This window comes from Comamonas piscis (assembly GCF_014109725.1).
GTDB classification, from domain to species: Bacteria; Pseudomonadota; Gammaproteobacteria; order Burkholderiales; family Burkholderiaceae_C; genus Comamonas; species Comamonas piscis.
This window is the reverse complement of record NZ_CP058554.1, coordinates 91,149-115,292: the sequence shown is the minus strand read 5'-3', so window position 1 is coordinate 115,292 and position 24,144 is coordinate 91,149. Positions and strand designations below refer to the sequence as shown.

Below are 24,144 nucleotides of genomic sequence, written 5' to 3'. Positions count from 1 at the left end.
ACAAGCATGAACTATTTCACATTGATGGCCCGTATCAGCGGCCTGGCGGTATTGGCCGTGGCCGCTGGCCAAGCCCAGGCAGGCGCGCAGGACGAGGCCAAGGGCCTGGTCGAAGGCGCGAGTCTGGGCCTCGTCAACCGCATGGTGGTGGAGCAGCTGGACTACCGGCGCGGCGACAGCACCCGGGTGGTGTCTGGCGGCGCGCGCTCCGACGAGGCGCGCGAGGCAGGCTATGGGCTGATGCTCAACTTCAGCTCGGGCTACACCCAGGGTCTCATCGGCCTGGGGCTCGATGCCCATGCCTATGGGGGGCTCAACCTGGGCTCGGATGCGGACAAGGTGCGCAGCAATCCGCGCTATATCGCCAAGGACGGCAGTGATCTCCAAGACAGCTTTGGCCGCGCGGGGGCTGTCCTCAAGCTGCGCTGGTCATCGACCGAGCTGAAGGTCGGCGAGATGCGCACCAAGAACCCGATCTTCCACTCGTCCGACACGCGTTTGCTGCCGGAGACCAACCGGGGCTGGCTGATCAGCAGCAACGATATTCCGCAGCTGAGCCTGCAGGCCGGCCGCTTTACCCGCTGGGCCGATCGCAATGCCCGCAAAAACGGCCAGCCGTTGTTGGCCAATTACTCGGGCGTGCAAGGCGATGCCTTCAGCTTTGCGGGCGGCAGCTGGACAACGCCTTGGAATGGGCTGAGCCTGTCGAGCTATGTCGGCCAATACGAGGACGTTTGGAACACCTGGTACCTGGGCGGCTTCTACAAAAGGGCGCTGGCTGATAAGCAAAGCCTGTCGCTGAGCCTGAACCTGTACCGCAACAAAGACACCGGCGCCGCCAAGGCAGGCCGGGTGGATAACTTGACCTGGAGCCTGATGGCCACCTATGCCGCTGGGATGCACCAGCTGGGCCTGGGGTACCAGAAGGTGGATGGCGACACGCCGTTTGACTATGTCAACCGGGGCTCCATTTGGTTAGAGAACGCGATGCAGCTGTCGGACTTCAACGCGCCGCACGAGGCCTCGTGGCAGCTCAAGTACGAGGCCGATCTGGGCCAGTGGCTGACGCCGGGCCTGCGCGCGGGCGTCGCCTACACACGGGGCTCGGGCATTGACTACCGCCGCGCTGGCAGCGTGTACGCCAACTACCTGGGCGCCAGCGGCAGTGGCGGCCGGCACTGGGAGCGCGACATGCTGCTGCGCTACACCGTGCAGCAAGGGCAGGCCAAGGGGCTGGCGCTGCAGCTGCGCTATGGCGTACACCGGGCCAACAGCAGCCAGGGCGAGCTGAATGTGAACCAAGTGCGGCTGCTGGCCGAGATGCCGATGCAGATCTTCTGACGCTGGGCCAGGGGCGCAGGTGCTGCGGAGCAGACTGCAGGCTGCTGTCTGAGCAGCTATGATGGGCGCTCCCCCGATTGCCCACCCGTTCTTGAGAACGCCCTGCCAGACCATGCAACGTCCTACCCGCCAGCGCGCAGCCATTGCCGATGCCTTTGCATCGCAGGGCCGTCCTCTCTCGCCCCAAGAGGTGCTGGAGATTGCGGGCGCGGCCCTGCCGGCGCTGGGCATTGCCACCGTCTACCGCAACCTCAAATCGATGACGGAAGAGGGCTTGCTGCGCGTGGTGACCTTGCCCGGTGGCCTGCCGCTTTACGAGCCGGCCACGCATGACCACCACCACCACTTCCAATGCAACAGCTGCCGGCGGGTGTTTGATATCCAGGCCTGCCCGGGCGACCTCAAAGGGATGGCGCCGCCGGGCTTTCTGGTCGAGGGCCATGAGATTACCCTCTACGGCCAGTGCGAGGACTGCCGCAGTGGCGCAGGCCCAGCGGCCTGAGGCGCAGCTTAGAGGTACTTGAGCCAGGCGATATCGCGTCGGCGGGCCTTGAAGGCGGCAAAGGCCTTCACCGGTGGGTAGAGCGCAAAGCCCAGCACCACGGTGGTGAGCCAGACCATCCACATCGCGCCAAAGCCAAACAACTCACCATAGTTATTGCCCCAGATCGCTTGGGCGCCGAGGTACAGCAGCTTGAGCACATAGAGGTGCAGCACGTAGAAGAACATCGGCGCTGCGCCAAACACGGTCAGTGGCAGCAGCCAGCCTGCACCCGCCCGGCGCTCAAAGGCGCGCAGCAGCAGCAGGCCGATACCCACGGTTAGCGCCAGAAACAGCAGCGATGGCGGGTACTTGGTGATGTTCAAAAAGCCCATCACGCTGACCAGCAGCGAATCGGCCGCCACCCAGGGTTTGTCGCCATACACATTGGCAGCACGCAGCAGCACAAAACCCGCCAGCAAGCCCAGGCCCCAGACCAGCAAGCGGCGCTGGCGCTGCAGCGCATCAGTGCCCTTGGCAAACCAGGGGCCCATCGCATAACCCAGCGCAATCACGCCAATCCAGGGCAGCAGCGGGTAGGAGGTGCGCAACCGCAAGGTCTCGGTTACCTCTATCCAGCCCCGGTCATGCAGCACCGCCCAGAGCGTGTGCATCGCATGGTCGGGCGCAAAGTGCAGGTGGTCGAGCAGGTTATGGCCTGCAACCAGCAACACACCCAGCGGAATGATCAGCCGCCGGGGCAGCCACACCAGCGCCGACAGCGCCAGCATCGACAGGCCAATGGCCCAGATCACCTGCAAAAAGATCTTGGTGGGCGGGAACTGGAAGGTCCAGGCAAAGTTGACCACGGTCACTTCGAGCAGCACCAAGAACAGCCCGCGTTTGAAGAGAAAGCCCGAGGCTGCCGCGCGCCCGTCTTCATACTTGCTGCCGTACAAAAAGGCCGACAAGCCCGTCAGCAGCACAAACACCGGCGCGCACAGATGCGCCAGCATGCGGCTGAAAAACAGCTCGGGTGCGGTGGTCGAAACATCCATCGGGTCCGGCACCTGGTGGTGCAGGTAGAAGGTCTCGCGCACATGGTCGATCAGCATGAAGAGAATGACCAGGCCGCGCAGTGCATCGATGGATTGCAGGCGGCTGGCGCCCGGGGTGGTGCGGGGGAGGGGAATGGGGGTGTCGGAGGACATGGGGCAGACGAAAAAACGCAGACGAAGAAAGCGTCTCAAATGATATTGATTGCGCATTATCATTTATATCGTCTGCCGTTTCCGGCTGGTCGGCCGAAATCTGCCAGCGCGCGTCCCGCGCAGGCTGTTGTTGCGCGGCTGCGCTTGTCTCAGCCCAGCAGCAGGCCGTCGTCCAGCTCGTTGGTCGACGGTGCTGACTGGGCGTTGCGCGGAAACTGCAGCTCCAGATGGCGCGAGACCTGGCCAATGGCTGCCAGCAATGCCTTTTCGTACTGGCCGCTGCGCAAGTCGGTGGCCAGGCTGTTCACCATGGCCTGCCACTCAGGGCCGCTGATGCAGCGCGAAACGCCGCGGTCGGCGACGATTTCAATCGCATGGTCGGTCAGCAGCAGGTAGATGAGCACGCCATTGTTGTGCTCGGTGTCCCAAACGCGCTGCTTGCCAAACTGCATCACCGCGCGCTCGCGGGCAGGCGCATCGCGGCGGATGTAGCTCCAGGGCAGGGCGCTTTCCACATAGACGCGGATCTGGCCGCTGTGCTTGGCCTCCGAGGCCGCAATGGCGTGCGCCAGGCGCTGCCGGGCATCGTCGGGCAGGGCATAGGAGGCATCGCGCTCCAGAAAGCGGTGGCGCAGTTGCCTGCCCCAGCGTTGCAACCAATGGCCCATCACCAGCTCCCCGAGGCGCCACCGCCCCCAAAATTGCCACCACCGCCAGAGCTGAATCCGCCGCCGCCACCGCCGCCGCCAAATCCACCACCGCCGAATCCGCCTCCGCCACCAAAGCCACCGCCCCCGCCGCCAATCGAGCTGCCACCGCGCATGGTGCCGGCCAGCAAAACGACAAACAGCGCGGCGACGCCAGCGCCTATGCCGAGCAGCACACTCGATGTGAGCCAGGCCGCCACCAGGCCGGCTGCGCCACCGGTGGCCAGCGAGCCCAGCGCCCGGCCCATGAGGCCGCGCAGCACACTGCCGCCCACCATCACAAAGATAAAGAAGAACAGCAGCAGCTGCGCCGGGTCATCCGGCAAGGATGACGAGGTCTGGTTGCTGGTGCGGGTGCTGGGCGCGGGCAGTGCCTCGCCCTTGATCAGGGCGCTGATCTGCGCCACGCTGTCGCCAATGCCAGTCGCAAACTTGCCCGCCTGGAAGGCCGGCTTCATCGTCTCGTCAATGATGCGGGCAGCCCGCAGGTCGGGGACTGCGCCTTCCAAGGTTTTGGCGACCTCGATGCGCATGCGCCGGTCATCCTTGGCGACCAGCACCAGCAGGCCATCGCCCACGTCCTTGCGGCCAATCATCCAGGTGCTGGCCACGCGGTGCGCATACGCCGCAATGTCTTCGGGGTTGGTACTGGACACCATCAGTACCACCACCTGCGCGCCGGTGTCGCGCTCCAGCGCGGTCAGCTGGGCTTCGAGCTGGGCCGTCTCTTGCGCACTCAAGGTGGCGGTCTGGTCGATCACATGGGCGCTGAGTGCCGGCACCGGCTGCACGGCGGCCAGTGCTGGCACTGTGAGCCAGGGCAGCAGCACAGCCGCCACCAGCGCCAGCAGCCAGGCCAGCCGGGGGCGCCAAGCAGGCATCCAGGACATGCGCTTACTTCCGCTCAGACGAGAAGTCCACGGTCGGCGGCTGGGAAATCTGCGCCTCGTTCTGCACCGTGAAATTGGCCTTGGGCTGGTAGCCAAAGACCTTGGCCGTCAGGTTGGTGGGGAACTGCCGGGCTTTGATGTTGTAGGCCTTGACGGTGCCGATATAGCGGTCACGCGCCACGGCAATGCGGTTTTCCGTACCTTCCAGGGTCACGCGCAGGTCGCGGAAGGCCTGGTTGGCCTTGAGCTCGGGGTAGCGCTCCGACACCACCATCAGACGCGACAAGGCGCTCGACAGCTCGCCCTGGGCTTGCTGGAACTTGTTGAACGCCTCGGGGTTGTTCACCAGCTCAGGAGTGGCCTGGATCGAGGTGGCCTTGGAGCGTGCTTCGATCACCTTGGTCAAGGTGTCCTGCTCAAAGTTGGCCTCACCCTTGACGGAGGCCACGATGTTGGGCACCAGGTCCGCACGGCGCTGGTACTGGCTCAGCACCTCGCTCCAGGCGGCCGTGGATTCTTCGTCCAGCCGTTGAAAATCGTTGTAGCCGCAGCCCGTCAGTGCCAGCGCTGCCGCTGCCACCACCAGAAATCGTTTCCATGCGTTCATGAGGGCTCCTTGCCAGTTAAGTGCCGCCATTGTTACCTATCTGGCAGCGGCGCATTGTCAGCGATTATTGACGGTGTGAGGGGTGCATCACCGGCATGCCTGCGGTGGGGCATGCAGTAGGATCGCTGGATGGACGATATCGTGAAACAAGCCATGGCCAAATGGCCGAATGTACCCGCCTGCTGGGGCTGGCTGGCGTTGGATGCGCGCGGCAACTGGTGGATGCGTGATGCGCAGGCACAGGCTGCGGGCGCTTTTACCAGTGGCCTGCCAGGCGCCAAGGGCTCGCGGGTGGAGCATGACAAGCTCGCCCAGTTCATCGCCCGCAACTACCTGGCCGATGCGCAGGGCTGCTGGTACTTCCAGAACGGGCCGCAGCAGGTGTTTGTGGAGCTGGAGGCAACCCCTTGGGTCTGGCGTGCGCAGTGGCGCGATGAGGCCCTGCATTTGCATGCCCATACTGGAGCGGTGCTGGCGCCTGTGCAGGTGCGGGCGGTGCTGGCAGATGAGCAAGGCGCCGTTTACCTGGACACCGACCAGGGTCTGGGCATCGTGCATACGCAGGATGTGCTGGATGTATCGCAGGCCTTGGAGCGGGGGGCGTTGCCCGAGCCTTCCGAGGTTGCCAGCGTGCTGCTGGAGAAGCGCTACGGCTTTGTGCGCTCACCAGCCGCGCGGAAGGCGGCGGGCGAGGCCTGATCTATGAGGGAATGGAGTGCGCACACTGCTTACTGCGCTTGCTCCACCATGTACTGCACGGCGGCATGGATCTCTTCATCCGACGCGCTCGATCCCCCGCGCGGGGGCATCGCACCCTTGCCGCTGATGGCGATCTTCACCATGCTGTCGATGCCCTGGGCGATATAAGGCGCCCAGGCGGCCTTGTCGCCAAACTTGGGCGCCCCTGCCACGCCAGCGGCATGGCAGACAAAGCAGGCCTTGTCATACAGTGCCTTGCCATTGACGGCAGCGCTGGCGGTGGCTGCGGCGGCTGCAGGGGCAGCGGCTGCTGCTGGTTCGGCAACTGCCGCAGCAGGAGCTGCGGTGGCAGCAGCGACTGGCGCTGTAGCGGCTGGAGCAGCACTGCCTGCATCGGCGCTGGTAGCAGCAGGGCGCTGGGGCTCTTCAAACTTGGCGCCGGCGGCATTGGCCATGTAGACCACACCCCGTGCAATTTCAGTGTCTTCAAAGTCGCCACCGCCTTGCGGGGCCATGGCGCCCTTGCCGGCGATGGACGAGTGCACCAGCGCTTCGAGGCCGGTCTTGATGCGCGGCGCCCAGGCGGCTGCGTCTTCAAACTTGGGGGCACCGGCTGCACCTGTGGCGTGGCAGGCGGCGCACTGGGCCTGGTAGACCTCTTGGCCGGATTTGAGCGGGCGGTTGGCATCGCGTATCTCGACCGAGCCGACTTTTTGCAAGCGGCTTTCGATGGAGCCCGCGTTATCGGCTGCACCGGGGCCGGATTTGTTGGCAGCGGTCACATAGGTCACCAAGCCAATGATGGCAAAGACCGGAACCACAAAAGCGAAGATCACCGTCCACAAAAATTGCTTGGGTGATTTGACGGGGCCTGTATGTGCTTCTTCTTGATGGATGTCGCTCATGGCTTCCTCAAAGTCTCGGGGGCTTGTTGTTCATCGTGCAGAGGCCAAAATCATTATATCGACGGGTCTTTTTACAGGGCCTCCGGGCAAATACCTGCAGGCAATCAGCCACAGTGGCGCCACGCGCGCATAAAAAAATGGCTTGCCAGCAGGTCTGGCAAGCCATTGTGGGGCCGCAGTCGCGGGCTGGAACCTATGGTTTGCCAGCAGTCGGGGCCGCCTGGGCGACAGTGTCGGCCGCTGCCGCGTCGGTCCAGCCGCCACCCAGGGCCTTGTACAAGCCCACCTGGTTTTGCAGCTGGGTCAGGCGCACTTGCACCACGGCCTGCTGCAGGGTGAACAGCGAACGCTGGGCATCGAGCAGATCGAGGTAGCTGGCCACGCCGTTCTTGTAGCGCAGGTCCGACAGTTTCAGGCGCGCCGATTCAGCTTCGACCTGGGCCATCTGCGACTGCAGCTGGTCGGCCAGGGTCTGGCGGCTGACCAGCGCGTCGGAGACTTCGCGGAACGCGGTCTGGATGGTCTTCTCGTACTGCGTTGCGGCAATCTTGGTCTGCACTTCAGCCACTTCCAGGTTGGCCTGGTTGCGGCCGGCATTGAAGATCGGCAGGTACAGCGAAGGCGCGATCGTGAAGCCCTTGGACTTGGAGTCGAACAGGTCAGACAGCTCGGAGCTGGCAAAACCGGCGCTGGCCGTCAGCGAGATCGTCGGGTAGAACAGCGCACGTGCGGCGCCAATGTTGGCGTTCGCAGCGACCATGGTCAGCTCCGCCTGGCGCAGATCCGGGCGGCGCAGCATCAGGTCCGAGGGCAGGCCGGGAGGCACGTCGGCCATCACCGGCAGGTCGCTCAGGCCCTTGCCTTGCAGGCTGGTCAGCAGCTCGGCGGGCGGCGTTTGGCCTAGCAGCAGGGTCAGGGCGTTGATGTCCAGCGCGCGCTGGCGCAGTTGCTGGGCCAGGGTGGCCTTGGCGTTCTCCGTCAGCGACTGGGCCTGGCGGTAGTCCAGCTCCGAGGCCACACCCGCATCCAGGCGCAGCTTGGACAGCTTGATCGATTCCTCACGCGTCTCCAGGGTGCGGCGCGAGATGTCGATCAGCTCCTCGTCGGCTTGCAAGGTCAGCCAGGCATTGGCGACCGAGGCCACCAGGCTGATCTGGGCAGACTTGCGACCTTCTTCGGTAGCCAGGTACTGGGCCAGCGCCTGCTCCTTGAGGCTGCTGATGCGGCCAAAGAAGTCGATCTCCCAGCTCTGGATGCCCACGCCGACGCTGAACGCATTGGCATAGCCGCTGGTGATCTGGCTGCGCTGGCGCGAAGCCGCAGCAGACACGCCCACTTCAGGGAAGCGCTGGGCGTCCTGGATCTGGTACTGCGCACGGGCCTGGGCGATGTTGAGCACCGCCACGCGCAGGTCACGGTTGTTGTCCAGCGCCGTCTGGATCAGCTGCTGCAGCCGCGTATCGGTGAAGAAGTTCTGCCAGGGAATATCGGCAGCAGCCTGCTGCGTCTGCTCGGTGGCCACCGGGTACTGCGCAGCCACCGGGGTGGCTGGCTTGTCCAGCGATGGAATCAGCGAGCAACCCGAGGCCAGCAGGGCTGCAGCCAAAACGGTTGGTATCAGTTTCTTATTCATGGTGGGTTCCTTTCCCCACATTGGCAGACAGAACCGCGTCGTGTCCGCTATCAGGCGAATGCGGCGCAGGCGGGCTGCCGTGCGGTCCCTTGTCCTGATCGCCCTTGCGGCCGAACAGGCGGAAGACCTCGACAAAGAAGACGGGCACCAAGAACACGGCCAAGAAGGTGCCGATGATCATGCCCCAGAACACGCCGGTGCCGATCTCATGCTGACTCACGGCGCTGGCGCCCGAGGCGATGTACAGCGGCACGACACCCAGGATGAAGGCCAGCGAGGTCATCAAGATCGGGCGGAAGCGCAGGTGACCGGCTTCGAGCGCTGCATCAAGCGCACTCATGCCCTGGTCATGCAGGTCCTTGGCGAACTCGACAATCAAGATGGCGTTCTTCGCTGACAAGCCAATCACCGTGATCAGCGCCACCTGGAAGTAGATGTCATTGGGCATGCCGCGCAGGTGCATACCGGCCACCGCGCCCAACACACCCAAAGGCACCACCAGCAGCACGGCCAGCGGGATGCTCCAGCTCTCATACAGCGCTGCCAGGCAGAGGAACACCGCCAGGATCGAGAACGCGTACAGGATCATTGCCGACGAGCCGGCTTTCTTTTCGTCCAGCGACTGGCCGGTCCACTCGTAGCCAAAGCCTTGCGGCAGCTCGGCGGAGAGCTTTTCCATCTCGGCCATGGCGTCACCCGTGGTGTAGCCGGGCTTGGCCTGACCGGTGATGCTCATCGAGGGGTAGCCGTTGTAGCGCGACATTTGCATCGGGCCGGTGATCCACTTGGCAGTCACCAGGGTCGACAGCTCGACCAGCTTGCCATCGGCATTGGGCACCGTCAGCTTCAGCACGTCCTCTGGCTGCATGCGGGTAGCGGCGTCGGCCTGGATAGTGACGCGCTGCATGTAGCCATTGTTCGGGAAGTCGCTGGAGTTGCTCGAACCCAGTGCGGTCGACAAGGTCGTGGCGATATCGCCCATGTTGACCTTTTGTGCATACACCGCGTTGCGGTTGATATCCACCTGCCACTGCGGCGCATCTTCCACACCGTCAAAACGCATACCCGTCAGGATGTCGTTTTTGCTGGCCTTGGCGATCAGGTCATTGCGGGCCTTGAGCAGCTCGGCATGGCCGTGGTTGCCCCGGTCCTGCAGACGGAAGGTAAAGCCATCGCTGTTGCCCAGTTCGGAGATCGACGGTGGCACCAGGGTGTAGATGAAGCCATCGCGCAGGCTCATCATGGCGCCCATGGCACGGCCGGCGAACGACGAGGCATCCGAGCCCGGTGCCGTGCGCTCAGACCAGTCCTTGAACACGGTAAAGGCCAGACCCATGTTCTGCGCTTGACCCGCAAAACTGAAGCCCAGAATGCTCACGATATTGGCCGTTTCTGGTTGCGCCAACACAAAGTCTTCCAGCTGCTTCATGGTGTCGCTGGTGCGCTCCTGGGTGGCACCCGGGGGCAGTTGAACCAGCGAGATCACATAGCCCTGGTCTTCGACCGGCAAGAACGCGGTGGGCAGGGCCTTGAAGCCGAACACCACACCAACGATCACCGCCGCATAGACCAGGAAGGCCAGGAAGGTGCGCTTGACGACACCGATCAAGGTCTTTTGGTAGCCCTTGGTGGCCTTGCCGAACATGCGGTTGAACCAGTTGTAGAAGGGGCCCAGCAGGCCGGTCTTCTTGTCATGCGCATGGCCCTTGGGAATGGGCTTGAGCATGGTGGCGCAGAGCGCAGGCGTCAGGGTCAGCGCGAAGAAGCCGGAGAAGAAGATCGAGATCGCCATCACCAGCGAGAACTGGCGGTAGATATTGCCGGTAGCGCCCGAGAACATGGCCAGCGGGATGAACACCGTCACCAGAATCACGGTAATACCGACCACAGCGCCCTGGATCTGGCCCATGGCCTTGATGGTCGCGTCCTTGGGCGATAAGCCCTCCTCGGACATGATCCGCTCGACGTTCTCCACCACCACAATCGCATCGTCCACGACGATACCGATCACCAGCACCATCGCGAACATCGACAAGATGTTGATGGTCAGCCCCACGCTGTACATCACCGCAAAGGCCCCGAGCAGTGCGATAGGCACGACGATGGTCGGGATCAAGGTGTAGCGAATGTTCTGCAGGAAGATCAGCATCACGATGAACACCAGCACGATGGCTTCAAGCAGGGTGTGCAGCACTTTTTCGATGGAGATCTTGACGAACTTCGAGGTGTCGTACGGCGCCGCCCACTTCACACCCGCAGGCAGGAAGGGTTCGAGCTCGTCCATCTTGCTGTAGACCTCTTTGGCGGTCGCCATCGCGTTCGCGGTCGAGGTCAGCTGCACCGCCAGCGCCACGGCGGGCTTGCCGTCCAGGCGCGAGTTGGTGGCATAGCTCTCAGCGCCCAGCTCCACGCGGGCCACGTCCTTGAGGCGCACGGTCGAGCCATCCGAATTGGAGCGCAGCACCACCTCGCCAAACTCTTCGGGCGTGGACAGCTGGCCTGGCACAACGATGGTGGCATTCATCATGGTGCCCGGCAGGCTTGGCGTATCGCCCAGCGCGCCACCTGAGATCTGCTGGTTCTGCGCGGCAATCGCGGCATTGATCTGCGCGATCGACATGCTGTAACCCTGCAGCTTGGCCGGATCGACCCAGACGCGCATGGCACGGCCGGACGCAAACAGCTGGGCCTTGCCCACGCCGTTCAGGCGCTGGATTTCCGGCACCACATTGCGGTTGACGTAATCGGAGATTTCGTCACGTGAGGTCTCGCCAGTGTCCGACTGGAAGGTCAGAATCATCAGGAAGTTGCTCATCGACTTGTCGACGCGCACCCCCAGCGATTGCACGATGCTGGGCAAGCGCGGCGTGGCGCGGGCCAGCCGGTTTTGCACATCCACCTGGGCCAGGTCGGGATTGGTGCCGGGCTCGAAGGTCACGGTCAACTCGCCGCTGCCGGTGGCAGAGGCGGACGACGACATGTACATCAGGCCTTCAGCGCCGTTGATCTCGCGCTCGATCAGCTGCAGCACCGAGTCGGTCAAGGTCTGCGCGGTTGCGCCAGGGTAGGTGGCCGTCACCGTGATGGTGGGCGGTGCCACGCTCGGGAACTGCGCCACTGGCAGTCGGGTAATGGACACGATACCTGCGAGGACCACGAAGATCGCGATCACCCAGGCAAAAATCGGTCTGTGAATAAAGAACTTTGACATTCCGCTGTGTCCTGTTTATTTGCTGGAGGCGGCGTTGCCTGCAGCATCTGCCGAAGCGGCGGGCTTGTCCGCAGCCGGCGCATCCGCCTGGGGCGCTGCCCCTGCTGCTGGCGCCGCCGGCGCTGCGGCCTTGTCGCTCGGGTTCTTCCATGGCACCGGCGTGACGTGTGTCGCGCCCATGCCCAGCTTGATGAAGCCATCGACCATGATTTGGTCGCCAGCCTTCAGGCCTTCGCTCACCACCCAGTTGGTACCCTTGGACTGGCTGATCTGCACGGCCCGTGGGCTGACCGAGCCGTCAGCGGCGACGATCATCACGGTATTGCCCTTCTCATTGCGGGTCACCGCTTGCTGGGGCACCAGCACGGCGTTGTCCACTTGGGCTTCCTGGATGTGCACGCGCACATACATGCCCGGCAGCAGCATGTTTTCGGGGTTGGGCAGCTCGGCGCGCACGCTCACTTGGCCGGTAGCGGGGTCTACCGTCAGATCGGTGAACAGCAGCTTGCCGGGATGGGGATAAGGCTTGCCGTCATCGGTGTAGACGATGACCTTGGCGGCGTTATCGCCCGCCTTGGCCAGCTTGCCGGTCTTGAGGGCTTCGCGCATGCGCAGGATCTCGGACGAGGACTGCGTCACGTTCACATACAGCGGGTTGATCTGCTGGATCACGGCCAGCTCGGTCACACCACTTTGGCCGACCAGCGCACCTTCGGTCACCAAGGAGCGGCCAATGCGACCGGAGATGGGCGCGGTAACAGCGGCATAGCCGAGGTTGATGTTGGCATTGGTCACGCCAGCCTTGCCAGCAGCCACTTGGGCCAGCGCCGCCTTTTCGTTGGCGACGGCGACATCGTATTCCTGCTTGCTGATGGCGTTGGCCTCGACCAGCGGCTTGTAGCGGCGGGCAGTGGATGCAGCCTGGGCCAAGGTGGCCTGGGCTTGGGCCAGAGTCGCCTGTGCGCTTTCCAGATTGGCGCGGTAGGGCGCATTATCGATGTGGTAGAGCACCTGTCCGGCCTTCACATCCGAGCCTTCGGTGAACAGGCGCTTTTGCAGGATACCGGCCACGCGCGCACCTACTTGGGCCACGCGCACGGGCTCCAGGCGACCGGGCAGGTCGGCGACCAGAGGAATGCTTTCCAGCTTCACCGTCAGGACGCTGACTTCGGGAGGCTTGGGCGCGCCGCCTTGTGGGGCTGCTTGCTCGTCCTTTTTGTTGCCGCAGGCGGTCAAGACCAGGGCGGCGACCAGCGTCAAGGCCAGCACGCCGGCTTTGCGGCGCTTGCTGGTAGAGGCTGGGAGGTTCCCGGTAGATTGGTTTGCTTCATACATTTGCTGCATGAAAGTCCCTTCGGTAGATAGAGATGGAAAGATGGCGAACCCGAAGGCTCCTGCAGGGCTTGTCTCACATCCGGTCGCGGATGATCCTCAATTCCCATGAAATTGCTGCGCGATTATACATACATGCGTAAATGTATAATTGTGGAAATTTGATAAATATCGCATGGCCTTTGGGTTGACAAACCGGGGTCATGTGCTTGCAAGAACGGAAAAAAGGCATGGCACGACGTACCAAAGCAGAGGCGGACGAGACGCGCATCAAGCTGCTGGATGCGGCAGAACAGGTGTTCTTCGAGAAGGGCGTGGCCCGCGCCTCGCTCAACGAGATCGCCCAGCGCGCAGGCGCAACCCGCGGCGCGGTGTACTGGCACTTCAAAGACAAGGTCGATGTGTTTTCATCGATGCTCGATCGCATCTGCATGCCCTTTGAGGAAATTTGTGACGACAAATACGGCGACCTGGCGCCTCTTGATCGAATTCGCAGATCAATTTATGCAGTTTTTGACAGTATGGATGGGGACGAACGCCGCCGCAAGGTGTTTGACACCGCGCTGTTCAAGCTCGAATACGTGGGCGAGTTGGAGAGCGTGCGCGAAGGCCATGTCGAGAGCTTTGCCTGCTCACAGCGCAAATTTGCCATCGACCTGGAGCAGGCCGCCAGCCGGGATCAGGTCGCCATGAAGATGAGCCCGCAAGAGGCTGCGCTGGGTCTGCACTCCTTGTTTGTCGGGCTGATCCACGGATGGGTGCTCAATGAGGGCAACTTTCCGCTGCGCAGCATGGGCGAAAAGGCGGTGGAGGCCTATCTGGCCGGCCTGGGCTTTGGGCCAAGCAAGCTGGCTACAGGCGGGTAGGGAAGGGCTTGCGGCGTTCGGCAGGGTTCTGCCTGCGTTGTGCGCAAGTCGCAGCCCGGGGTACCCAAGCCATGCCATAATCGCCGAGTCTGATCTGTGGGCCGCGCGCCTGCAGCTTGTGCGGCTGTAGCTCAGTGGATAGAGTATTGGCCTCCGAAGCCAAGGGTCGTGGGTTCGATCCCCGCCAGCCGCACCAATTCAGCATCTCAGCGCTAGCCGCGCATCACAACACCCGCATGTGGATCCACATGGCGGGTTTTTTGTTGGCTGTTCGGCTACCCGCGCGCCCGGGGCAATCGACATTTGCATGCACCCAACGCGGTAGCTCTCGCCGTGCTGCGGTCAAGACCGAGGCGCATCCTGTGTCTAGAAGGGATGGCCATGAGGCGTTGAGCTGGCTTTTGGCGCTGTTCAGCAGGTGATTCTCGGGTTTCTTGGAAAAAATGTCGCGAATTCAGTCGAGGCATCCAAAAACCCCCTACAATACGCAGCTTAGCGGCTGTAGCTCAGTTGGATAGAGTACTTGGCTACGAACCAAGGGGTCGTGGGTTCAATTCCTGCCAGCCGCACCAGATAAGAGCCTCGAGATTCAGGTCTCGGGGCTTTTTATATAGAGAGTAGTTTTGTTTGGGGTTTGTTCGGGTTGCGTTCCCGGAAGAAATTTACGAGAAATCGGAAGTTTCTAAAAACAGCCAAAAATGATGCTACAATCTAGTTCTTCTTCGGAGGGGTGCCCGAGTGGCTAAAGGGGGCAGACTGTAAATCTGTTGGCTTACGCCTACACTGGTTCGAATCCAGTCCCCTCCACCAGAAATGGTTGAAGAAGAAAGCTTTGCAGCAATTGCGCTTATGGCGCGGTTGATGCGGGAGTAGTTCAATGGTAGAACCCTAGCCTTCCAAGCTAATGACGCGGGTTCGATTCCCGTCTCCCGCTCCAGTCTGCAGTAAAGCGATCCTGTTGCAATTTGAAAAAATTGCCCATGTGGCTCAGTGGTAGAGCACCCCCTTGGTAAGGGGGAGGTCGGCAGTTCGATCCTGCCCATGGGCACCATTTTAAGTGCGCACGGTTCTTGTTGCGCTATATCCCATTAGGTTTAGGTTTTTTCGGAGTCAAGAATGGCAAAAGGAAAATTCGAGCGCACCAAGCCGCACGTCAACGTAGGCACCATCGGTCACGTCGACCACGGTAAGACCACGCTGACGGCTGCTATTGCAACCGTGCTGTCCAAGAAGTTTGGTGGCGAAGCCAAGGCTTACGACCAAATCGACGCTGCTCCTGAAGAAAAGGCCCGCGGTATTACCATCAATACCGCCCACGTTGAGTACGAAACGGCTAACCGCCACTACGCTCACGTGGACTGCCCAGGTCACGCTGACTATGTGAAGAACATGATCACCGGCGCTGCCCAGATGGACGGCGCTGTGCTGGTGTGCTCGGCCGCTGACGGCCCCATGCCCCAGACCCGCGAACACATCCTGCTGGCTCGCCAGGTGGGCGTGCCTTACATCATCGTGTTCCTGAACAAGTGCGACATGGTCGATGACGAAGAGCTGCTGGAGCTGGTGGAAATGGAAGTCCGCGAACTGCTGGACAAGTACGATTTCCCAGGTGACGACACCCCTATCATCCGCGGCTCGGCTAAGCTGGCTCTGGAAGGCGACCAATCCGAAAAGGGTGAACCCGCTATCCTGCGTCTGGCTGAAGCTCTGGACACCTACATCCCAACGCCTGAGCGCGCTGTGGACGGTGCTTTCCTGATGCCCGTGGAAGACGTGTTCTCCATCTCCGGTCGTGGCACCGTGGTGACCGGCCGTATCGAGCGCGGTATCATCAAGGTCGGCGAAGAAATCGAAATCGTCGGTATCAAAGACACCGTCAAGACCATCGTGACCGGCGTGGAAATGTTCCGCAAGCTGCTGGACCAAGGTCAAGCTGGTGACAACGTTGGCCTGCTGCTGCGCGGCACCAAGCGTGAAGATGTTGAGCGTGGCCAAGTGCTGTGCAAGCCTAACTCGATCAAGCCACACACCCACTTCACCGCTGAAGTGTATGTGCTGAGCAAGGACGAGGGCGGCCGCCACACCCCCTTCTTCAACAACTACCGTCCTCAGTTCTACTTCCGTACCACGGACGTGACCGGCGCCATCGAGCTGCCAGCTGACAAGGAAATGGTTATGCCTGGCGATAACGTGTCGATCACCGTCAAGCTGATCAACCCCATCGCTATGGAAGAAGGTCTGCGTTTCGCTATTCGCGAAGGCGGCCGTACCGTGGGCGCTGGCGTGGTTGCCAAGATCATTGCTTAAGTATTGATTCGTAGGGGTATAGCTCAATTGGCAGAGCGTCGGTCTCCAAAACCGAAGGTTGTAGGTTCGATTCCTACTGCCCCTGCCACTGAATAAGTGGTCAACCAAGCCCGCCCGATTACAAGGCGGGCTTCGGCGTCTTACGTGACGCCTCATTCATCTGATTGTCGACATGGCTGCTACACAAGTTGAAACTGTTAGTTCTGGTGCGGACAAGCTCAAGCTGTTCGCCGTAGCTGCATTGGTCATCGCCGGTATCGCCGGCTTTTACCTGTTGTCCAAACAAGGTGCGATCGCCCAGTGGGCCGTGCTGATTGTTGGGCTGATTGCGGCTGTCACCGTTTTTCTGGTGTCTGAACCAGGCAAGCAATTTGTTGGTTTTGCCAAGGATTCCTGGCGTGAAGTCAAGAAGGTGGTCTGGCCTTCGCGCAAAGAGACGCTGCAGATGACGGCCTACGTGTTCGCGTTTGTCGTCGTCATGTCTTTGTTCTTGTGGATGACTGATAAAACGCTGGAGTGGGTCTTGTATGACCTGGTTCTGGGCTGGAGGAAGTAATGTCGAACACGGACGAAACCACCAACACAGGCGCTGAGGCGCCTACAACTGTTGCTAATCCCGATCTGCGCTGGTACATCGTTCATGCCTATTCCGGTATGGAAAAGGCCGTTGAGCGCAATATTCTGGAGCGCATCCACCGCTCGGACATGCAAAGCAAGTTCGGTCGCATCCTGGTGCCTACCGAAGAAGTGGTGGAAGTGCGCAATGGTCAGAAGAAGACCACCGAGCGCCGCCTGTTCCCCGGTTATGTCTTCGTCGAGATGGTGATGGATGACGACACCTGGCACTTGGTCAAGCACACCAGCAAGGTGACCGGTTTTGTCGGCGGTGCCAAGAACCGTCCCGCGCCCATCTCCGAAGCCGAAGTTCAGAAGATCGTGCTGCAGATGGAAGAGGGCTCGGAAAAGCCACGCCACAAGGTCGAATTCATGGTGGGCGAGTTCATCCGCGTCAAGGAAGGTCCGTTTACGGACTTCAACGGATCCGTCGAGGAAGTAAACTACGAAAAGAGTCGACTTCGCGTTTCTGTTATGATCTTTGGCCGTTCCACTCCGGTTGAGCTGGAATTTGCGCAGGTTGAAAAAACCTGATTGTTTTTCATGCACTTACGGACTCGGTGCCTAAACAGAGTCTTAACCCTCGGGGAGCCCGCACTTTGCAGTGTGGGCGTTTTTACCCGTAAGGAGCTATAAATGGCAAAGAAAATTGTCGGCTTCATCAAGCTGCAAGTACCAGCTGGTAAAGCCAATCCATCGCCACCCATTGGTCCAGCACTGGGTCAACGTGGTCTTAACATCATGGAATTCTGCAAGGCGTTCAACGCCCAGACCCAAGGTGTTGAGCCAGGTCTGCCACTGCCCGTGGTCATCACCGCTTTTGCGGACAAGAGCTTCACGTTCATCATCAAGACGCCACCCGCAACGGTGCTGATCAAGAAGGCGATCAAGCTCGACAAGGGTTCGGCAAATCCTCTGGCTACCAAGGTTGGCAAGATCACCCGCGCTCAGCTGGAAGAGATCGCAAAGACCAAGCTGAAGGACATGAACGCTGCTGACATCGACGCCGCAGTGCGCACGTTGGCTGGTTCTGCCCGTTCCATGGGCGTTACGGTGGAGGGCCTCTAAGATGGCAAAGTTGACCAAAAAGCAAAAGGCCCAGCAAGGCAAGGTGGAAGCCACCAAGCTGTACGCATTCGCCGAAGCAGTTGCACTCGTCAAGGACGCCGCAACGGCCAAGTTTGATGAATCCATCGACGTGGCTATTCAGCTGGGCGTGGATGCCAAGAAGTCGGACCAAGTGGTTCGTGGCGCTGTCGTGCTGCCTAACGGCACCGGCAAGACCACCCGCGTGGCTGTGTTCGCACAAGGCGCCAAGGCTGAAGAAGCCAAGGCCGCTGGTGCCGACATCGTCGGTATGGACGACCTGGCCGCCATGGTCAAGGCTGGTGACATGCCTTTCGACATCGTGATCGCTGCCCCTGACGCCATGCGCGTTGTGGGTACCCTGGGTCAGATCCTGGGCCCACGTGGCCTGATGCCTAACCCCAAGGTTGGCACCGTGACCCCCGATGTTGCTACGGCTGTGAAGAACGCCAAGGCAGGTCAAGTGCAGTTCCGCGTCGACAAGGCCGGTATTGTGCATTCGACCATCGGCCGTCGCTCGTTCGACAACGACAAGCTGCAAGGCAACTTGGCTGCTCTGATCGATGCACTGAACAAGGCCAAGCCAGCTACCAGCAAGGGTATGTACCTGCGCAAGGTGGCGGTGTCGTCGACGATGGGTATCGGCGTTCGCGTCGATGCACAGACCATCGCAGCGTAATTGCTAAAAAATCGTCAGATGGGTGCTTGCACCCGTCTGGTGTGGTGGGCTGGCCAGGGGTTTTGAAAAAGACGCTATGCCAGGCCATCCAAGACCGTTGGTGTGATGTTGGATCACTTAAATTTTTTGCCAACGCAGATGGCGATCCCGCTGCAGATGGATGAATTTCCGAAACAGTTGGTCGCTGCAACAAGAGCGCGCAGGTGGGGCTTGCCCCTAATGCGCATTTGAAGGAGTAGACCTTGAGTCTGAATCGCAGTGAGAAAGAAGCGGTCATCGTTGAAGTGACCAGCCTCGCCGCAAAAGCTCAAACGCTTGTGTTGGCGGAATACCGCGGCATTACGGTCGCTGACATGACGAAGCTGCGCGTGGAAGCGCGCAAGCAAGGTGTGACGCTGAGTGTTCTGAAGAACACCCTGGCTCGTCGCGCTGTTGCTGGTACCAGCTTCGAAGTGGTGGCTGACCAAATGACCGGCCCGCTGATCTACGGTTTCTCTGAAGATGCAATCGCCGCTGCCAAGGTAGTGGCCGATTTCGCGAAGACCAACGACAAGTTGGTGATTCGCGGTGGTGCATTCGAAGGAAAAGCGTTGGACGCTAACAGCGTTAAGCAACTGGCAAGTGTGCCTTCCAAGGAAGTGCTGCTGGCCCAATTGTGTGGCTTGCTCATGTCGCCAATCTCGCGTACGGCCGTTGTGCTGGGCGCTCTGGCGGCCAAAAAGGGCGAAGGCGCGGAAGTAGTCGCCGAAGTCGCCGAAGTTGCTGCAGCTTAATTGCGGCAAAACCAACCAATATATTTAGGAAATCAAAATGGCATTCGATAAAGACGCATTCTTGACCTCCCTGGACAGCATGACTGTTCTGGAACTGAACGACCTGGTCAAGGCAATTGAAGAGAAGTTTGGCGTGAGCGCTGCTGCTATGGCCGCTCCTGCTGCTGGTGGCGGCGGTGCTGCTGCTGTGGAAGAAAAGACCGAGTTCAACCTGGTGCTGCTGGAAGCCGGCGCTAACAAGGTTGGCGTGATCAAGGCCGTGCGTGAAATCACCGGCCTGGGTCTGAAGGAAGCCAAGGACATGGTTGACGGCGCCCCTAAGGTGCTGAAGGAAGCCATGCCTAAGGCCGACGCTGAAGCCGCTGTGAAGAAGCTGGTTGACGCTGGCGGTAAGGCTGAACTCAAGTAATTGAGCGTTTCGCCAAGGCTGGAGTACCCGAAAAGGTGCTCCAGCCTTTGGCGCTTCTGGAATCGCGTGCGCTAGAGCACACCAAAAACTGGCCGGTTGATGGCTGATTTTTAGTGTTTTCTAACATCCGACACTAGAAAACCCCTTGGTTCGGGTGGTGTGCAATGCACCACCGTCTGCCATGGTTGGTAGTGGCCAACCCACCAAGCTGCAACCCCCTCGCGGGGGTGTCGTCGAAGACCCAGGACTCATGTCTTTGCCCGGAGATCTCATGGCCTATTCTTACACCGAACGCAAGCGAATCCGCAAAAGTTTCGGCAGCCGCGATAGCGTGCTCGAAGTGCCTTACCTGCTGCAAATGCAAAAAGATGCTTACACCGCATTTTTGCAAGCAGACTCGGCCCCTAAAAAGCGTACTGATGAGGGCTTGCAAGCCGCCTTCAACTCTGCTTTCCCTATCGTCTCGCACAATGGTTTTGTCGAGATGAAGTTTGTCGAGTACAACCTCGCCAGGCCCGCTTTCGACGTGCGCGAATGCCAGACCCGTGGTCTGACCTTCTCGTCCGCTGTGCGCGCCAAGGTGCAGTTGATCATCTATGACCGCGAATCCTCCACGCCCCAATCCAAGGTGGTCAAGGAAGTGAAAGAGCAGGAAGTCTACATGGGCGAAGTGCCCCTGATGACGGACAAAGGTTCATTCATTGTCAATGGCACCGAGCGTGTGATCGTCTCGCAGCTGCACCGCTCGCCTGGCGTGTTCTTTGAACACGACAAGGGCAAGACCCACAGCTCGGGCAAGCTGCTGTTCTCGGCACGCATCATCCCTTACCGCGGCTCCTGGCTGGACTTCGAGTTCGACCCCAAGGACCTGCTGTTCTTCCGTGTGGACCGCCGCCGCAAGATGCCGGTGTCGATCCTGCTGAAGGCCATCGGCATGACGCCTGAGTCGATCCTGGCAACGTTCTACGAGAACGACAACTTCCGCCTGATGGACAGCGGCGCACAAATGGAATTTGTGGCTGACCGTCTCAAGGGTGAAGTCGCACGCTTTGACATCACCGACAAGTCGGGCAAGGTGGTCGTGGCCAAGGACAAGCGCATCACCGCGCGCCACACCCGCGAAATGGAACAATCGGGCACCAAGTTCATCAGCGTGCCTGAAGACTTTCTGCTCGGCCGCGTCGCTGCCAAGAACATCGTTGACCCTGACACCGGTGAAATCATCGCCAAGGCCAACGAGGAAATGACCGAAGCGCTGCTCAAGAAGCTGCGCTCGGCCGGTATCCAGGATCTGGCTTGCATCTACACGAACGAGCTGAGCCACGGCGCCTACATCTCGCAGACCCTGCGCACCGATGAAACCGCGGACGAGTTCGCTGCACGCGTGGCCATCTACCGCATGATGCGTCCCGGCGAGCCGCCAACCGAAGATGCAGTGCAGGCGCTGTTCCAGCGTTTGTTCTACAACGAAGACACCTACGATCTGTCGCGCGTCGGCCGCATGAAGTTCAATGCCAAGATTGGCCGCGACTCTGCTGTGGGCCCCATGGTGCTGTCCAACGAAGACATCCTCGAAGTCGTAAAGATCCTGGTGGATCTGCGCAACGGCAAGGGTGAAGTCGATGACATCGACCACTTGGGTAACCGCCGCGTGCGTTGCGTGGGCGAGCTGGCCGAAAACCAGTACCGCACCGGTCTGGCACGTATCGAAAAGGCTGTGAAGGAGCGTCTGGGCCAGGCTGAGCAAGAGCCGCTGATGCCGCACGACCTGATCAACAGCAAGCCGATCTCGGCGGCACTGAAGGAATTCTTCGGCGCGTCGCAGCTGTCACAGTTCATGGACCAGACCAACCCGCTGGCTGAAATCACGCACAAGCGCCGTGTTTCCGCTCTGGGTCCAGGTGGTCTGACCCGCGAACGCGCAGGCTTTGAAGTGCGTGACGTTCACGTCACCCACTACGGCCGCGTCTGCCCGATTGAAACGCCTGAAGGTCCAAACATTGGTCTGATCAACTCGCTGGCTCTGTACGCACGCCTGAACGAGTACGGTTTCATCGAAACCCCTTACCGTCGCGTGATCGACGGCAAGGTGACCGACCAGATGGACTACCTCTCGGCCATCGAAGAAGGCAAGTACGTGATCGCGCAGGCCAATGCCGAGCTCGACGCTGAAGGCCGTCTGACCGGTGACCTGGTCTCTGCCCGTGAAAACGGTGAATCGACCCTGCTGTCCGCCGAGCGCGTGCAGTACATGGACGTGTCGCCCGCACAGATCGTGTCGGTGGCTGCTTCGCTGATTCCGTTCCTCGAACACGATGACGCGAACCGCGCATTGATGGGTGCCAACATGTCGCGCCAGGCCGTGCCTGTGTTGCGCCCTGAAAAGCCCATGGTCGGTACCGGTATCGAGCGCGTTGCTGCGGTCGACTCGGGCACCGTGGTGACCGCGACCCGTGGCGGTATCGTGGATTACGTGGATGCGACCCGTATCGTGATCCGCGTGAACGACGAAGAAGCCGTGGCCGGTGAAGTGGGTGTGGACATCTACAACCTCATCAAGTACCAGCGTTCCAACCAGAACACCAACATCCACCAGCGTCCTGTCGTCAGCCGTGGCGACAAGCTGGCCAAGGGTGATGTGATTGCGGACGGTGCATCGACCGACCTGGGCGAAATCGCCATTGGTCAGAACATGCTGATCGCCTTCATGACCTGGAACGGCTACAACTTCGAAGACTCGATCCTGATCTCCGAACGCGTGGTCGCGGAAGACCGCTACACCTCGATCCACATCGAGGAACTGGTGGTGATGGCCCGTGACACCAAGCTGGGTGCCGAGGAAATCACGCGCGACATCCCGAACCTGTCTGAGCAACAGCTCAACCGTCTGGACGAGTCCGGCATCATCTACGTGGGTGCAGAAGTGCAACCCGGCGATGTGCTGGTGGGCAAGGTCACGCCAAAGGGCGAGACCACCTTGACCCCAGAAGAGAAGTTGCTGCGCGCCATCTTCGGTGAGAAGGCGTCCGACGTGAAGGACACCTCGCTGCGCGTGGACCAGGGCTCGCAAGGTACCGTGATCGACGTGCAGGTCTTCACCCGTGAAGGCATCACGCGCGACAAGCGTGCCCAGCAGATCATCGACGATGAACTCAAGCGCTTCCGTCTGGACCTGAACGACCAGCTGCGTATTGTTGAAGCCGACGCTTTCGACCGTATCGCCAAGCTGCTCAACGGCCGCGTGGCCAACGGCGGCCCGCAAAAGCTGGCCAAGGGCACCAAGATCGACAAGGCCTATCTGGACGGCGTGGAGAAATTCCACTGGTTCGATATCCGCCCTGCAGAAGACGATGTCGCAGCACAGCTGGAGTCCATCAAGAACTCCATCGAGCAGCAACGCCACAACTTCGACCTGGCTTTTGAAGAAAAGCGCAAGAAGTTGACCCAAGGCGACGAGCTGCCCGCTGGCGTGCTCAAGATGGTCAAGGTCTACCTGGCCGTCAAGCGCCGCCTGCAGCCTGGTGACAAGATGGCCGGCCGCCACGGTAACAAGGGTGTGGTCTCCAAGATCGTGCCGGTGGAAGACATGCCTTTCATGGCGGATGGCACCACCGCCGACATCGTGCTGAACCCGCTGGGCGTGCCTTCGCGCATGAACATCGGTCAGGTGCTGGAAGTCCACCTGGGCTGGGCCGGCAAGGGTCTGGGCCAGCGCATCGGCGACATGCTGCAAGCAGAAGCCCGTGCCTCTGAAGTGCGCTCCTTCCTGGAAGAGGTGTACAACAGCCGTGGTCGCAAGGAAGACCTCAAGCAACTGTCCGATGACCAGGTCATGTTCATGGCGGAGAACCTGAAGAACGGCGTGCCATTCGCAACGCCCGTGTTCGACGGTGCTTCCGAGCAGGAAATTCAGGACATGCTCAAGCTGGCGTACCCGGATGACATCCAGGCACGCAAGGGTCTGACCGAGCCACGCACGCAAGCGTATCTGTATGACGGCCGCACCGGTGATCGCTTCGAGCGCCCCACCACCATCGGCTACATGCACTACCTCAAGCTGCACCACTTGGTCGACGACAAGATGCACGCTCGCTCCACCGGTCCTTACTCGCTGGTGACGCAACAACCTCTGGGCGGTAAGGCCCAGTTCGGTGGTCAGCGTTTTGGTGAGATGGAAGTGTGGGCGCTGGAAGCCTATGGCGCCGCTTATGTGCTGCAGGAAATGCTGACCGTGAAGTCCGATGACGTGGTGGGCCGTACCAAGGTGTACGAATCCATCGTCAAGGGTGAACACGCTATCGAAGCCGGCATGCCGGAGTCGTTCAATGTGCTGGTCAAGGAAATCCGTTCCCTGGGCCTGGACATCGAACTGGAACGTTCTTAATTGAAGGG

General features: G+C 60.8%; 20 protein-coding genes and 6 tRNA genes. 18 read left to right on the top strand and 8 right to left on the bottom strand.

What is annotated here, in order from left to right; genetic code table 11:
• Positions 1-6 precede the first annotated feature (6 nt).
• Both HS961_RS00540 and HS961_RS00535 read left to right on the top strand, forming a co-directional pair.
• Positions 7-1,341 (top strand): OprD family outer membrane porin, encoded by a 1,335-nt coding sequence (locus HS961_RS00540; RefSeq protein WP_202883134.1) that lies wholly within the window; start codon positions 7-9, stop codon positions 1,339-1,341.
• Between the two features lie 112 nt (positions 1,342-1,453).
• Entirely contained in the window at positions 1,454-1,843 is a 390-nt protein-coding gene (locus HS961_RS00535) for a Fur family transcriptional regulator (protein WP_182325884.1), read from the top strand.
• 8 nt (positions 1,844-1,851) lie between these two features.
• On the opposite strand, the gene HS961_RS00530 is transcribed toward HS961_RS00535, so the two are convergent.
• The 4 genes from HS961_RS00530 to HS961_RS00515 all read right to left on the bottom strand — a co-directional run bounded on the left by HS961_RS00530 (position 1,852) and on the right by HS961_RS00515 (position 5,237).
• On the bottom strand, positions 1,852-3,033 hold the full coding sequence (locus tag HS961_RS00530; RefSeq protein ID WP_182325883.1) for a DUF1624 domain-containing protein: 1,182 nt from the start codon (positions 3,031-3,033) through the stop codon (positions 1,852-1,854).
• Positions 3,034-3,182: 149 nt separating this feature from the next.
• Positions 3,183-3,701, bottom strand: a complete 519-nt coding sequence (locus tag HS961_RS00525; RefSeq protein WP_182325882.1) for a TPM domain-containing protein — start codon at positions 3,699-3,701, stop codon at positions 3,183-3,185.
• Complete coding sequence (locus HS961_RS00520) at positions 3,701-4,630, bottom strand: TPM domain-containing protein (RefSeq protein ID WP_182325881.1); 930 nt, start codon at positions 4,628-4,630, stop codon at positions 3,701-3,703. The genes HS961_RS00525 and HS961_RS00520 overlap by 1 nt, the downstream gene beginning before the upstream one ends.
• A gap of 4 nt (positions 4,631-4,634) precedes the next feature.
• A complete protein-coding gene (locus tag HS961_RS00515) occupies positions 4,635-5,237 on the bottom strand; it encodes a LemA family protein (RefSeq protein ID WP_182325880.1) in 603 nt (200 codons plus the stop codon).
• Positions 5,238-5,366: 129 nt separating this feature from the next.
• On the opposite strand from HS961_RS00515, the gene HS961_RS00510 reads away from it, so the two are divergent.
• Positions 5,367-5,936: a DUF2946 family protein gene (locus HS961_RS00510; RefSeq protein ID WP_182325879.1), complete on the top strand. Its 570-nt coding sequence runs from the start codon at positions 5,367-5,369 to the stop codon at positions 5,934-5,936.
• Positions 5,937-5,965: 29 nt separating this feature from the next.
• On the opposite strand, the gene HS961_RS00505 is transcribed toward HS961_RS00510, so the two are convergent.
• The 4 genes from HS961_RS00505 to HS961_RS00490 all read right to left on the bottom strand — a co-directional run bounded on the left by HS961_RS00505 (position 5,966) and on the right by HS961_RS00490 (position 13,020).
• On the bottom strand, positions 5,966-6,841 hold the full coding sequence (locus HS961_RS00505) for a c-type cytochrome (protein ID WP_182325878.1): 876 nt from the start codon (positions 6,839-6,841) through the stop codon (positions 5,966-5,968).
• Positions 6,842-7,034: 193 nt separating this feature from the next.
• A complete protein-coding gene (locus tag HS961_RS00500; protein WP_182325877.1) occupies positions 7,035-8,474 on the bottom strand; it encodes an efflux transporter outer membrane subunit in 1,440 nt (479 codons plus the stop codon).
• On the bottom strand, positions 8,467-11,685 hold the full coding sequence (locus HS961_RS00495) for an efflux RND transporter permease subunit (protein ID WP_182325876.1): 3,219 nt from the start codon (positions 11,683-11,685) through the stop codon (positions 8,467-8,469). The genes HS961_RS00500 and HS961_RS00495 overlap by 8 nt, the downstream gene beginning before the upstream one ends.
• A gap of 15 nt (positions 11,686-11,700) precedes the next feature.
• Entirely contained in the window at positions 11,701-13,020 is a 1,320-nt protein-coding gene (locus HS961_RS00490) for an efflux RND transporter periplasmic adaptor subunit (protein ID WP_238347896.1), read from the bottom strand.
• 227 nt (positions 13,021-13,247) lie between these two features.
• Between HS961_RS00490 and HS961_RS00485 the strand changes: the two genes are divergently transcribed.
• The 15 genes from HS961_RS00485 (at position 13,248) to rpoB (ending at position 24,136) form a co-directional block, all read left to right on the top strand.
• On the top strand, positions 13,248-13,883 hold the full coding sequence (locus HS961_RS00485) for a TetR family transcriptional regulator (RefSeq protein ID WP_182325874.1): 636 nt from the start codon (positions 13,248-13,250) through the stop codon (positions 13,881-13,883).
• A gap of 120 nt (positions 13,884-14,003) precedes the next feature.
• Positions 14,004-14,079: transfer RNA gene (locus HS961_RS00480), tRNA-Arg, on the top strand.
• A 299-nt stretch (positions 14,080-14,378) separates the two neighbouring features.
• Positions 14,379-14,455 (top strand) — tRNA-Arg (locus tag HS961_RS00475).
• 152 nt (positions 14,456-14,607) lie between these two features.
• Positions 14,608-14,693 (top strand) — tRNA-Tyr (locus HS961_RS00470).
• A 53-nt stretch (positions 14,694-14,746) separates the two neighbouring features.
• Positions 14,747-14,820 (top strand) — tRNA-Gly (locus tag HS961_RS00465).
• A gap of 39 nt (positions 14,821-14,859) precedes the next feature.
• Positions 14,860-14,934 (top strand) — tRNA-Thr (locus tag HS961_RS00460).
• A gap of 65 nt (positions 14,935-14,999) precedes the next feature.
• Positions 15,000-16,190 carry an elongation factor Tu gene (gene tuf, locus HS961_RS00455; protein ID WP_182325873.1) on the top strand — a complete coding sequence of 397 codons (1,191 nt, stop codon included), beginning with the start codon at positions 15,000-15,002 and terminating at the stop codon, positions 16,188-16,190.
• 12 nt (positions 16,191-16,202) lie between these two features.
• Positions 16,203-16,278 (top strand) — tRNA-Trp (locus tag HS961_RS00450).
• Positions 16,279-16,362: 84 nt separating this feature from the next.
• Positions 16,363-16,746: a preprotein translocase subunit SecE gene (secE, locus tag HS961_RS00445; protein WP_182325872.1), complete on the top strand. Its 384-nt coding sequence runs from the start codon at positions 16,363-16,365 to the stop codon at positions 16,744-16,746.
• A complete protein-coding gene (gene nusG / locus HS961_RS00440; protein ID WP_182325871.1) occupies positions 16,746-17,339 on the top strand; it encodes a transcription termination/antitermination protein NusG in 594 nt (197 codons plus the stop codon). The genes secE and nusG overlap by 1 nt, the downstream gene beginning before the upstream one ends.
• A 102-nt stretch (positions 17,340-17,441) precedes the next feature.
• Entirely contained in the window at positions 17,442-17,873 is a 432-nt protein-coding gene (gene rplK / locus HS961_RS00435) for a 50S ribosomal protein L11 (RefSeq protein ID WP_182325870.1), read from the top strand.
• Position 17,874: 1 nt separating this feature from the next.
• Entirely contained in the window at positions 17,875-18,570 is a 696-nt protein-coding gene (gene rplA, locus HS961_RS00430; RefSeq protein ID WP_182325869.1) for a 50S ribosomal protein L1, read from the top strand.
• Between the two features lie 242 nt (positions 18,571-18,812).
• Positions 18,813-19,343: a 50S ribosomal protein L10 gene (gene rplJ, locus HS961_RS00425; protein WP_182325868.1), complete on the top strand. Its 531-nt coding sequence runs from the start codon at positions 18,813-18,815 to the stop codon at positions 19,341-19,343.
• A 37-nt stretch (positions 19,344-19,380) separates the two neighbouring features.
• Positions 19,381-19,752 (top strand): 50S ribosomal protein L7/L12, encoded by a 372-nt coding sequence (gene rplL / locus HS961_RS00420; RefSeq protein ID WP_182325867.1) that lies wholly within the window; start codon positions 19,381-19,383, stop codon positions 19,750-19,752.
• Positions 19,753-20,023: 271 nt separating this feature from the next.
• The gene (gene rpoB, locus HS961_RS00415; protein ID WP_182325866.1) at positions 20,024-24,136 is read left to right on the top strand and encodes a DNA-directed RNA polymerase subunit beta; all 4,113 of its coding nucleotides are present in this window, start codon (positions 20,024-20,026) and stop codon (positions 24,134-24,136) included.
• The last annotated feature ends 8 nt before the right edge of the window (positions 24,137-24,144 follow it).

Excerpts from the sequence above, each read along its gene's own strand:
- HS961_RS00530 (WP_182325883.1), bottom strand. The coding sequence starts at position 3,033 with ATGTCCTCCGACACCCCCATTCCCCTCCCCCGCACCACCCCGGGCGCC.
- HS961_RS00535 (WP_182325884.1), top strand. The coding sequence starts at position 1,454 with ATGCAACGTCCTACCCGCCAGCGCGCAGCCATTGCCGATGCCTTTGCA.
- HS961_RS00520 (WP_182325881.1), bottom strand. The coding sequence starts at position 4,630 with ATGTCCTGGATGCCTGCTTGGCGCCCCCGGCTGGCCTGGCTGCTGGCG.
- rpoB (WP_182325866.1), top strand. The coding sequence starts at position 20,024 with ATGGCCTATTCTTACACCGAACGCAAGCGAATCCGCAAAAGTTTCGGC.
- HS961_RS00510 (WP_182325879.1), top strand. The coding sequence starts at position 5,367 with ATGGACGATATCGTGAAACAAGCCATGGCCAAATGGCCGAATGTACCC.
- rplA (WP_182325869.1), top strand. The coding sequence starts at position 17,875 with ATGGCAAAGTTGACCAAAAAGCAAAAGGCCCAGCAAGGCAAGGTGGAA.
- HS961_RS00515 (WP_182325880.1), bottom strand. The coding sequence starts at position 5,237 with ATGAACGCATGGAAACGATTTCTGGTGGTGGCAGCGGCAGCGCTGGCA.
- rplL (WP_182325867.1), top strand. The coding sequence starts at position 19,381 with ATGGCATTCGATAAAGACGCATTCTTGACCTCCCTGGACAGCATGACT.
- rplK (WP_182325870.1), top strand. The coding sequence starts at position 17,442 with ATGGCAAAGAAAATTGTCGGCTTCATCAAGCTGCAAGTACCAGCTGGT.
- secE (WP_182325872.1), top strand. The coding sequence starts at position 16,363 with ATGGCTGCTACACAAGTTGAAACTGTTAGTTCTGGTGCGGACAAGCTC.
- nusG (WP_182325871.1), top strand. The coding sequence starts at position 16,746 with ATGTCGAACACGGACGAAACCACCAACACAGGCGCTGAGGCGCCTACA.
- HS961_RS00485 (WP_182325874.1), top strand. The coding sequence starts at position 13,248 with ATGGCACGACGTACCAAAGCAGAGGCGGACGAGACGCGCATCAAGCTG.
- HS961_RS00525 (WP_182325882.1), bottom strand. The coding sequence starts at position 3,701 with ATGGGCCATTGGTTGCAACGCTGGGGCAGGCAACTGCGCCACCGCTTT.
- HS961_RS00540 (WP_202883134.1), top strand. The coding sequence starts at position 7 with ATGAACTATTTCACATTGATGGCCCGTATCAGCGGCCTGGCGGTATTG.
- tuf (WP_182325873.1), top strand. The coding sequence starts at position 15,000 with ATGGCAAAAGGAAAATTCGAGCGCACCAAGCCGCACGTCAACGTAGGC.
- HS961_RS00500 (WP_182325877.1), bottom strand. The coding sequence starts at position 8,474 with ATGAATAAGAAACTGATACCAACCGTTTTGGCTGCAGCCCTGCTGGCC.
- HS961_RS00505 (WP_182325878.1), bottom strand. The coding sequence starts at position 6,841 with ATGAGCGACATCCATCAAGAAGAAGCACATACAGGCCCCGTCAAATCA.
- HS961_RS00490 (WP_238347896.1), bottom strand. The coding sequence starts at position 13,020 with ATGTATGAAGCAAACCAATCTACCGGGAACCTCCCAGCCTCTACCAGC.
- HS961_RS00495 (WP_182325876.1), bottom strand. The coding sequence starts at position 11,685 with ATGTCAAAGTTCTTTATTCACAGACCGATTTTTGCCTGGGTGATCGCG.